The sequence below is a fragment of the Oleiagrimonas sp. genome, assembly GCF_027858935.1.
Taxonomy (GTDB): domain Bacteria; phylum Pseudomonadota; class Gammaproteobacteria; order Xanthomonadales; family Rhodanobacteraceae; genus Oleiagrimonas.
In genome coordinates, this window is record NZ_JAQIBU010000079.1 from 1 (window position 1) to 8,627 (window position 8,627).

At 64.5% G+C, this 8,627-nt stretch carries 10 protein-coding genes; 3 read left to right on the top strand and 7 right to left on the bottom strand.

Features of this window, described 5'->3' with window-relative positions; genetic code table 11:
• The first annotated feature begins 48 nt into the window (after nucleotides 1-48).
• Nucleotides 49-849: a cytochrome c biogenesis protein CcsA gene (ccsA, locus tag PF446_RS03060; RefSeq protein WP_298069609.1), complete on the top strand. Its 801-nt coding sequence runs from the start codon at nucleotides 49-51 to the stop codon at nucleotides 847-849.
• A gap of 82 nt (nucleotides 850-931) precedes the next feature.
• Entirely contained in the window at nucleotides 932-1,090 is a 159-nt protein-coding gene (locus PF446_RS03065; protein WP_343224647.1) for a DUF6445 family protein, read from the top strand.
• A 30-nt stretch (nucleotides 1,091-1,120) separates the two neighbouring features.
• Here PF446_RS03065 and radA read toward each other — a convergent pair whose 3' ends face one another.
• From radA to PF446_RS03100, 7 genes are all read right to left on the bottom strand, one after another.
• A complete protein-coding gene (gene radA, locus PF446_RS03070; RefSeq protein WP_298069632.1) occupies nucleotides 1,121-2,518 on the bottom strand; it encodes a DNA repair protein RadA in 1,398 nt (465 codons plus the stop codon).
• Entirely contained in the window at nucleotides 2,518-3,597 is a 1,080-nt protein-coding gene (gene alr, locus PF446_RS03075) for an alanine racemase (protein WP_298069611.1), read from the bottom strand. The genes radA and alr overlap by 1 nt, the downstream gene beginning before the upstream one ends.
• 19 nt (nucleotides 3,598-3,616) lie before the next feature.
• Nucleotides 3,617-5,122: a replicative DNA helicase gene (locus PF446_RS03080; protein ID WP_298069615.1), complete on the bottom strand. Its 1,506-nt coding sequence runs from the start codon at nucleotides 5,120-5,122 to the stop codon at nucleotides 3,617-3,619.
• 60 nt (nucleotides 5,123-5,182) lie between these two features.
• Complete coding sequence (rplI, locus tag PF446_RS03085; protein WP_298069618.1) at nucleotides 5,183-5,629, bottom strand: 50S ribosomal protein L9; 447 nt, start codon at nucleotides 5,627-5,629, stop codon at nucleotides 5,183-5,185.
• Between the two features lie 222 nt (nucleotides 5,630-5,851).
• Nucleotides 5,852-6,082, bottom strand: a complete 231-nt coding sequence (rpsR, locus tag PF446_RS03090; protein WP_043101463.1) for a 30S ribosomal protein S18 — start codon at nucleotides 6,080-6,082, stop codon at nucleotides 5,852-5,854.
• Between the two features lie 14 nt (nucleotides 6,083-6,096).
• On the bottom strand, nucleotides 6,097-6,522 hold the full coding sequence (rpsF, locus tag PF446_RS03095; protein ID WP_298069623.1) for a 30S ribosomal protein S6: 426 nt from the start codon (nucleotides 6,520-6,522) through the stop codon (nucleotides 6,097-6,099).
• A 208-nt stretch (nucleotides 6,523-6,730) separates the two neighbouring features.
• Nucleotides 6,731-7,069 carry an iron-sulfur cluster assembly accessory protein gene (locus PF446_RS03100; protein ID WP_298069625.1) on the bottom strand — a complete coding sequence of 113 codons (339 nt, stop codon included), beginning with the start codon at nucleotides 7,067-7,069 and terminating at the stop codon, nucleotides 6,731-6,733.
• A 153-nt stretch (nucleotides 7,070-7,222) separates the two neighbouring features.
• Here PF446_RS03100 and asnS point away from each other — a divergent pair, with 153 nt between their 5' ends.
• Nucleotides 7,223-8,623, top strand: a complete 1,401-nt coding sequence (gene asnS / locus PF446_RS03105) for an asparagine--tRNA ligase (protein WP_298069627.1) — start codon at nucleotides 7,223-7,225, stop codon at nucleotides 8,621-8,623.
• Nucleotides 8,624-8,627: the final 4 nt, after the last annotated feature.

Sequence of the window (8,627 nt, forward strand, 5' to 3'; positions counted from 1 at the left end):
GAACGATGCATTCACCTGTGACGTGCGCCTGTGCGACACTTGCGCGTCATGTTCGTCACAATCGCCAGCCTGTTTGCCATCGCCCTGTATCTGGCCGCCGCCGGCGCGCTGGGTCGACCTCTGCTGAATGGTCGCGCGCCCCTGACACGACCGGCCATGGGCATGGCGACGCTGGCCGTGCTGGCCCATGCGGCAGTGCTGCTGGGCATGCATCGCGGTGCATTGGACCTGCATTTCTTCGCCGCCCTGTCGCTGGTGGCCTGGGTGGTCTCCACCCTGACCCTGCTGGTCAACCTCTCGCGACCGGTCGCCGGGCTCGGCGTGATCATCTTTCCGTTGACGGCCATCCTGCTGGCGATCGACAAATTCATTGCGCCGCCGACGGCGCCGACCCCGATCGACTGGCAGATCAAGCTGCACGTGACCGTGGCGCTGTTGGCGTTCGGCGTCCTCTCCATCGCAGCGGCCCTGGCCATTCTGCTCGCGGTTCAGGAGCGTGCCCTTCGACGCAGCCAGTTTGGCCATTGGTTGCGCGCCCTGCCGCCGCTGACGCTTACCGAAGGCCTGCTGTTCCGCCTGATCCATGCCGGCTTCACCTTGCTGACGCTCACCCTGGTCACCGGCACCCTGTTCGTGAGCAACGTCTTCGGCCAGCATCTGGTGCAGAAAACGATCCTTTCCATCATCGCCTGGCTGGTCTTCGGCGCCTTGCTCTGGGGACGCTGGCGACATGGCTGGCGCGGCACCCGTGCAGTCAACCTGACCCTGTTCGGCATGGCTGTGCTGGTGCTGGCGTTCTTCGGCACCAAGTTCGTACTGGAAATGATCCTGCATCACCCGGTGGTCTAGCCATTTCATCGCCTATCCGGGCACCTGCCTGCTGCCGCCGCAGGCGCGCGGGGAAGCGCTTCACACGTACTTCCAGAGCCACATCGGCCAAGTGCCCGCCCGATGCAACCGGATGATCTTCCACGACGGCAACATCCTGCACACGGGCGACATCGCCGACCCGAGCCGATTGTCCGAAGACCCGTCCCAGGGACGCCTGACGTTCAAAGGGTTTTTCACCAGTCAACGTCACACGACCTGAGCCGGGTTCCCGGAACTAAGAAACCACCCGTCAACCGTCCGCTGCATCCAGCGCCTGGTCCAGGCGATCCACACCGACGACCTGCATCTCGCCGATGCGCTTTTTCTTGGGCAGGTTTGCCTTCGGCACGATGGCCCGCAGAAAACCGTGGTGCGCTGCCTCCTTGAGCCGTTCCTCGCCATTCGGCACGGGGCGGATCTCGCCGGACAAGCCGACCTCGCCAAAGACCACGGTCTTGTCCGGCAGGGGGCGATCGTGCAGGCTCGAGCGTACCGCCAGCAGCACCGGCAGGTCGGCCGCGGTTTCCTGCACGCGGATGCCACCGACCACGTTGACGAACACATCCTGGTCGTAGGCCGCCACGCCTCCATGGCGATGCAGCACCGCCAGCAGCATGGCCAGGCGGTTCTGCTCCAGACCCAGCGCCACGCGCCGCGGATTGCCCAGCGAGGACTGGTCGACCAGCGCCTGCACTTCCACCAGCAGCGGCCGCGTGCCTTCGCGCGTGACCATGATGGCGCTGCCGGATGTCGGGCCCTGGTGCGCCGACAGGAAAATGGCCGACGGGTTGGGCACTTCGCGCAGGCCCTTGTCGGACATCGCGAACACACCCAGTTCGTTGACTGCGCCGAAACGGTTCTTGAACGCACGCAGCACGCGGAAACGGCTGCCCGCTTCGCCCTCGAAATACAGCACGGCATCGACCATGTGCTCAAGCACGCGCGGGCCGGCGATACCGCCCTCCTTGGTCACGTGGCCGACCAGCAGCACGCTGGTGCCGGTCTGCTTGGCAAAGCGGGTCAGCTTGGCCGCGGACTCGCGCACCTGGCTGACCGAACCGGGCGCAGCGGTCAGCAGGTCGGTCCAGATGGTCTGGATGGAATCGATGATCAACACCTTGGGGTGGCTGTCCCGGACCTGCTCCAGGATGCGCTCGATGCAGGTCTCGGCCAACGCCTGCAGAGGCTCCAGCGGCAGGCCCAGGCGTTGCGCGCGCGAGGCCACCTGCGCCAGCGATTCCTCGCCGGTCACATATACGCCCGGCAGGCGCTCGCCCAGCGTGCCCAGCATCTGCAGCAGCAGGGTCGATTTGCCGATCCCTGGATCACCGCCGATCAGGACCACCGAGCCTTCCACCAGGCCGCCGCCGAGGACACGGTCGAGCTCGCCGATGCCGGTCAGCGTGCGCGCCTCGACCTCGGTCGCGACGGCCGTCAGCGGCGTGACCTTCGCCGCCTCGCCACGCGCGCCGGCATAGCCGTCACGATGCGCACCGACGCTGACGCCGCCACCGGATGCCGCCTTGGCGGGCTGCACCACGAATTCGCTGAGCGTGTTCCAGGCCCCGCAGGCCATGCACTGGCCCTGCCACTTGCTGTGTTCGGCACCGCAATCGCCGCACACGTAGGCGGTCCTGGCCTTGGCCATCATTCGTCCTCCATGAACAGTACGCGGCGTGTCATGCCACAGGTCAGCTCATAACCGATGGTTCCGGCGTGCGCGGCCACCGTTTCCACCGGCAGCTCCGCGCCCCACAAGATCACTTCGTCGCCCACCCCGGCATCGGGCAGGTCGCGAAGGTCCACGGTCACAAGGTCCATCGATACCCGTCCCACGATCTGTGTGGTACGCCCGCGGATACGCACAGGGGTTCCCGCGACCGCGCTGCGCGGGTAGCCGTCGCCATAACCGATGGCCGCCACCCCCAGACGCATGTCCTCGGGCGCCAGCCAGGTGGCGGCATACCCCACCCGGTCACCCTTGTGCAGGTCATTGACTGCGATCAGGCGGGTCCCCAGCGTCATCGCCGGGCAATATCCGAAATCGGCGCCGCAACGCCCCTCGACCACGGACAGCCCGTACAGCAGGCCGCCCACGCGGACCCAGTCGCCACGTGCATCGGGCCACCCCAGCACGCCAGCGGAATTGGACAGTGCGCGCGGACCCGGCAAACCCTCGGTGGCCGTGCGAAACGTCTCGATCTGGCGCGCCGTCAGGCAGTTTTCGAACTCGTCGGAGGCCGCGAAATGGGTCATCAGCACGATCTCGTCGGCAACATTGGGCATGGCCGCGAGCCGCGCATGCACCTCCGGCACCCGCATCGCGGGGAAGCCCAACCGGTGCATGCCGGAATCGATCTTGAGCCACACGCGCAGCGGCCGGCCATCGGCATCGTCGGCCAGCCAGTCGAGCTGGCTCTGGTGGTGGATCACGGCATCCAGGTCCAGGCGTCGCATCTCGGCCAGGTCACCGGCGCTGTCCGGTCCCGACAGCACCACGATGCGCTGACGGTGTCCCGCCGCGCGCAGGCGCTGGCCGTCGGCAATGGCGGCCACGCCGAAGGCATCCGCCTCGTGCAGTGCGCGCGCCACCCGTTCCAGACCATGGCCGTAGCCATCGGCCTTGACCACCGCCATCACTCGCGCGCCGCTGGCGTGTTCGCGGATGCGGGCCAGGTTGTGGCGCAACGCGCCCAGGTGGATGGTCGCGGTGGCGAGACGGCTCATGCTTACAGCAACCCGGCGTTCACTCGAACGCCCCGGCATAGGACTCCGGCGCGAAATTCTCGAACTTGGTGTATTGGCCCAGGAAGGTCAGCTTGATCATGCCGGTCGGACCGTTACGCTGCTTGCCGATGATGATTTCGGCCTTGCCCTTGTCGGTCGATTCGGAGTTGTAGTACTCGTCACGGTAGATGAAAAGGATCACGTCGGCATCCTGTTCGATGGCGCCCGATTCGCGCAGGTCGCTCATCATCGGACGCTTGTCGGCGCGCTGCTCCAGTGACCGGTTGAGCTGCGACAGCGCCACCACGGGTACGTCGAGCTCCTTGGCCAGGGCCTTCAGGCCACGGGAGATTTCTGAAATCTCGGTGGCGCGGTTCTCCTTGTTGCCGGGCACCTGCATCAGCTGCAGGTAATCAATCACGATCAGGCCCAGGCCGCCGTGCTCGCGCTGCAGTCTACGCGCGCGCGAACGCAGGTCGACCGGTGACAGCGCAGGCGTGTCGTCGATGAAGATCTTGGCATCGGAAAGCATGGTGATGGCCGAGGTCACGCGCGGCCAATCCTCTTCGGCCAGATCGCCGGTGCGCAGGTTCTGCTGGTGGATGCGCCCGACCGAGGAGATCAGGCGGAAGGCCAGCTGCGAGGCTGACATTTCCATCGAGAAGATGGCTACCGCCTTCTTGTTGCGGATCGCCGCGTGCTCGGCAATATTCACCGCCAGCGCGGTCTTGCCCATGGACGGGCGCGCGGCAACGATGATCAGGTCCGACGGCTGCAGGCCGGCGGTCTTTTCGTCCAGGTCGGCGAAGCCGGTCGGCAAGCCGGTCAGCTGACCACGGTTCTGGTAGCGCTCGGTGAGCAGGCGAAAGGCATCCTTGACCGCCACGCGCATGGGCACGCTGGACTTGCGCCCGCGTGCGCCGGCCTCGGCGATGTGGAACACGCTTTGCTCGGCCGCCTCCAGCACCTCCTGGGTACTGCGACCCTCGGGACGGTACCCGTTGGCGGTGATGGTGGTGCCGGCATCAATCAATTGCCGCAGCACCGACTTCTCGCGCACGATGTCCGCATAGGCGCTGATGTTGGCCGCGCTTGGCGTGCTGTTGGCCAGCTCCACCAGATAGCCCGGACCGCTGATCATCTCGCCCAGTTCATTGGCCTCGAACCAGTCGCCCAGGGTCACCGCGTCGAACGGCATGTTGCGATCGGCCAGACCGTTGATGGCGCGCCAGATCAGGCGATGATCCTTGCGGTAGAAATCGTCTTCGGTGAGGCGATCGGCGATGCGGTCGAAGGCTTCCGGCGAGAGCATCAACCCGCCCAGCACGGACTGCTCGGCCTCGATCGAATGAGGGGGGACGCGAAGGGTCTCGACGGATGGCGCCGCATTGCGTTCGGGAAGCACGTTCATGTCAAAGTCCTTCTGCACCTTCCATCCATGATACGCAGCACTGTCGCAAATGCCGATACAACAACTCTGTGGATAAGCTGTTATTTGCTGTGGACAGAGGTGTATGCAACGCATCCCGCATAAAAGAACGGGCGCCACCGGGGCGCCCGTCCACGCGTGCGGTTTGCGTCGGGATCACTCGCCGGTGACGACGACCTTGACCTGCGCCTGCACGTCGGCGTGAAGAACGATGTGCGCTTCATATTCGCCCGTGTTGCGGATCGCACCTTCAGGCTGGACGATCTCGCCCTTGTCGACTTCCAGGCCACGCGCGGCCAGTGCCTCGGATATCTCGCGCGGTCCCACCGACCCGTACAGCTTGCCTTCGGGACTGGCATTGGCGGTGATGGTCAGCTCGGTGCCATCGATCTTGGCCTTGCGGCCCTCGGCGCCCTGCAGCAGATCCTTTTCCTTGGCTTCGTACTCGGCGCGGCGCTTCTCGAACTCGGCCAGGTTTTCCGCATTGGCCGGCACAGCCTTGCCCTGCGGCAGCAGATAGTTGCGTCCATAACCAGGCTTGACGATGACCTTGTCGCCCAGGTTGCCGAGGTTCTTCACTTTCTCGAGGAGGATCAATTGCATGGGTATGTTCCCGTATTCGTTAGCACCGTTGGGCCGGCGCAGCCTTGTGGACGGTTGTCCGAATGGTCTAGCACCCCTCCTCCGCTTGCGGGGAGGGGCTGGTCCGGGGGCGAGCCGACGGAGCACCGACCGGTCAGTTGCCGTATGGTGCTTCGTCCGGACGCACCCTTTGCCTTTCAGGCCGTTTCCCCGTGCACGGGGAAACGCTGGTGCCACGGTGCCTTATGCGTCGTGGCTGTCGGTGTACGGCAGCAGCGCCAGAAAACGCGCACGCTTGACCGCGGTAGCCAGCTGGCGCTGATAACGGGCCTTGGTGCCGGTGATGCGGCTGGGCACGATCTTGCCGGTCTCGGTGATGTACTGGCGCAGCGTGTTGAGATCCTTGTAATCGATCTCTTTCACGCCCTCGGCGGTAAAGCGGCAGAATTTGCGGCGACGGAAAAACTTGGACATGGCTATCTCCCGACTCAGTCGTCGCTGTCGCGATCGTTGTCGTTATCAGAATTGTCGTCGCCATCGCTTCCGCGATCATCATCGTCACGGCGACGCGGTGCGGACTTGGAGTCCTCTTTTTCCTTGCTCTTGAGGATCGGCGACTGCTCGGTGTCGGCCCCCGGGCGCTTGAGCACGATGTGGCGGATCACCGCATCGTTGAAGCGGAAACCCGACTCCAGCTCGTCCAGAACCTCCTGTCCGCACTCGATGTTCATGAGCACGTAGTGGGCCTTGGCCAGGTTCTCGATGCTGTAGGCTAGCTGACGACGGCCCCAGTCCTCGAGGCGGTGGATGGCGCCCTTGTTTTCCTCGATCAGCGTCTTGTAGCGCTCGATCATGGCAGGCACTTGCTCGCTCTGGTCCGGATGGACCAGGAACACGATTTCGTAATGACGCATGTTGTCTCCTCGTGGATGTCTCCCCGTGATCTTCCGCGGGGAAGGCAGCCTCCCGCACGTGCGGTGAGGCAAGGTGCTGACCGGCCGCAAGTGCTCCGGACAGAAGCGGAATTGTACGTTGTCCTGCGCGCGTGGCGCAAGCGTTCCGTGGACTCACGGTGCCCGCAAGTGATTGAAATGTGTGCGTGCAGGCTGAGCCGCGCCAGGTTCAGTCTGCGGGTGCATCCACGGTGAAGCTCTCCCCGCAACCACATTCACCGGTCGCATTGGGATTGTGGAACACGAAGCTGGTGTTCAGGCCCTGGCGCTGGAAATCGATCACCGTGCCCTGGACCAGCGGGCGACTGGCAGCATCCACGATCAACGGCACGCCGTCGACATGCACCACTTCATCACCCTCGCTGGCCGAGCCGGCCAGCTCGACCACGTAGCCGAAACCCGAACAGCCCGTGCTGCGCACGCCGAAACGTACCCCCTCGGCCTGCGGATTGCTGGCCAGGAAAACGGTCATGCGTTCGCGGGCGGTGGGCGTGATCTGAATATTCATGATGGTGCTCGTGAGGTTCTGCATGGGTCCATTGTACGCGTCGCGGACGATCGAGCCCACCGAAACTCGCAGCAACCACGGCAGGTCGATTATGATGGTGGTCAACGTCCTTGACGCCCAAGATGGGGCGTCCCAGCAGGAGTTTCAAACGAAATGACGGTGGTCAGCGTCAAGCAGGCCCTCGCCGGACAGCCCGGGGAAGGCCACCAGGTCACGGTTCGCGGATGGGTGCGCACACGGCGCGACTCCAAGGCCGGACTCTCGTTCGTGCATATCAGCGACGGCTCATGTTTCGCACCGATCCAGGCTGTGGTGCCGGCCGAGCTGCCCAACTACGACGACGACGTGCGCCACCTGACCTCCGGTGCGAGCGTGATTGTCACCGGCACGCTGGTGGTTTCCCAGGGCAAGGGCCAGGGCTTCGAGATCCAGGCCAATCAGGTCGAGGTCCCGGGTTTTGTCGACGATCCGGAGACCTACCCCATCCAGCCCAAGCAGCATTCCATGGAGTTCCTGCGCGAAGTGGCCCACCTGCGCCCGCGTACCAACCTGTTCGGCGCGGTCACGCGCATGCGTCACACGGTGATGATGGCAATTCACCGTTTCCTGACCGAGCAGGGTTTTTACTGGATCAACACACCCATCATCACCACTTCCGATGCCGAAGGCGCCGGGGACATGTTCCGATTGTCCACGCTGGACCTGGCCAACCTGCCGCGTGACGACACGGGCGCGATCGACTTCCGCAAGGATTTCTTCGGCCGCGAAGCCTTCCTGACCGTTTCCGGCCAGCTCAACGTCGAGGCCTATTGCCTGGCGATGAGCAAGGTCTATACCTTCGGCCCGACCTTCCGTGCCGAAAACTCCAACACCCCCCGCCACCTGGCCGAATTCTGGATGGTGGAACCGGAGATCGCCTTTGCCGACCTCGACGACAACGCCGACCTGGCCGAGGCCTTCCTCAAATCGATCTTCCGTACCGTGCTCGACGAGCGCGCCGACGATATGGCGTTCTTCGCCGAGCGCGTGCAGCCGGATGCCATCCGCCGCCTGGAAGCCTTTGTCGAGGCACCGTTCGAACGTATCCAATACACCGACGCCGTCGAGATCCTGAAAAAATCCGGCAGAAAATTCGAATACCCGGTCGAATGGGGCGTGGACCTGCAGACCGAGCATGAGCGTTACCTGGTCGAGGAACACGTCGGTCGTCCGGTGGTGGTGATGAACTACCCTGAAGCGATCAAGGCCTTCTACATGCGTCTGAACGATGACGGCAGGACCGTCGCGGCAATGGACGTGCTGGCACCGGGTATCGGCGAAATCATCGGCGGCGCACAGCGTGAGGAGCGACTGGAGCCACTGGACGCGCGCATGCGCCAGTTCGGACTGGATCCGGCCACCTACAACTGGTATCGCGACCTGCGCCGCTACGGCACGGTGCCGCACGCCGGCTTTGGCCTCGGCTTCGAACGTCTGTTGTGCTACATCTGCGGCGTCGCCAACATTCGCGACGCCATCCCGTTTCCCCGCGCTGCCGGCAGCGCGGAATTCTGATCTG

Bases quoted from the DNA above. Each gene is read 5' to 3' on its own strand.
- rplI (WP_298069618.1), bottom strand. From the start codon at position 5,629: ATGCAATTGATCCTCCTCGAGAAAGTGAAGAACCTCGGCAACCTGGGC.
- ccsA (WP_298069609.1), top strand. From the start codon at position 49: ATGTTCGTCACAATCGCCAGCCTGTTTGCCATCGCCCTGTATCTGGCC.
- radA (WP_298069632.1), bottom strand. From the start codon at position 2,518: ATGGCCAAGGCCAGGACCGCCTACGTGTGCGGCGATTGCGGTGCCGAA.
- rpsR (WP_043101463.1), bottom strand. From the start codon at position 6,082: ATGTCCAAGTTTTTCCGTCGCCGCAAATTCTGCCGCTTTACCGCCGAG.
- asnS (WP_298069627.1), top strand. From the start codon at position 7,223: ATGACGGTGGTCAGCGTCAAGCAGGCCCTCGCCGGACAGCCCGGGGAA.
- rpsF (WP_298069623.1), bottom strand. From the start codon at position 6,522: ATGCGTCATTACGAAATCGTGTTCCTGGTCCATCCGGACCAGAGCGAG.
- PF446_RS03100 (WP_298069625.1), bottom strand. From the start codon at position 7,069: ATGAATATTCAGATCACGCCCACCGCCCGCGAACGCATGACCGTTTTC.
- alr (WP_298069611.1), bottom strand. From the start codon at position 3,597: ATGAGCCGTCTCGCCACCGCGACCATCCACCTGGGCGCGTTGCGCCAC.
- PF446_RS03080 (WP_298069615.1), bottom strand. From the start codon at position 5,122: ATGCGTTGCATACACCTCTGTCCACAGCAAATAACAGCTTATCCACAG.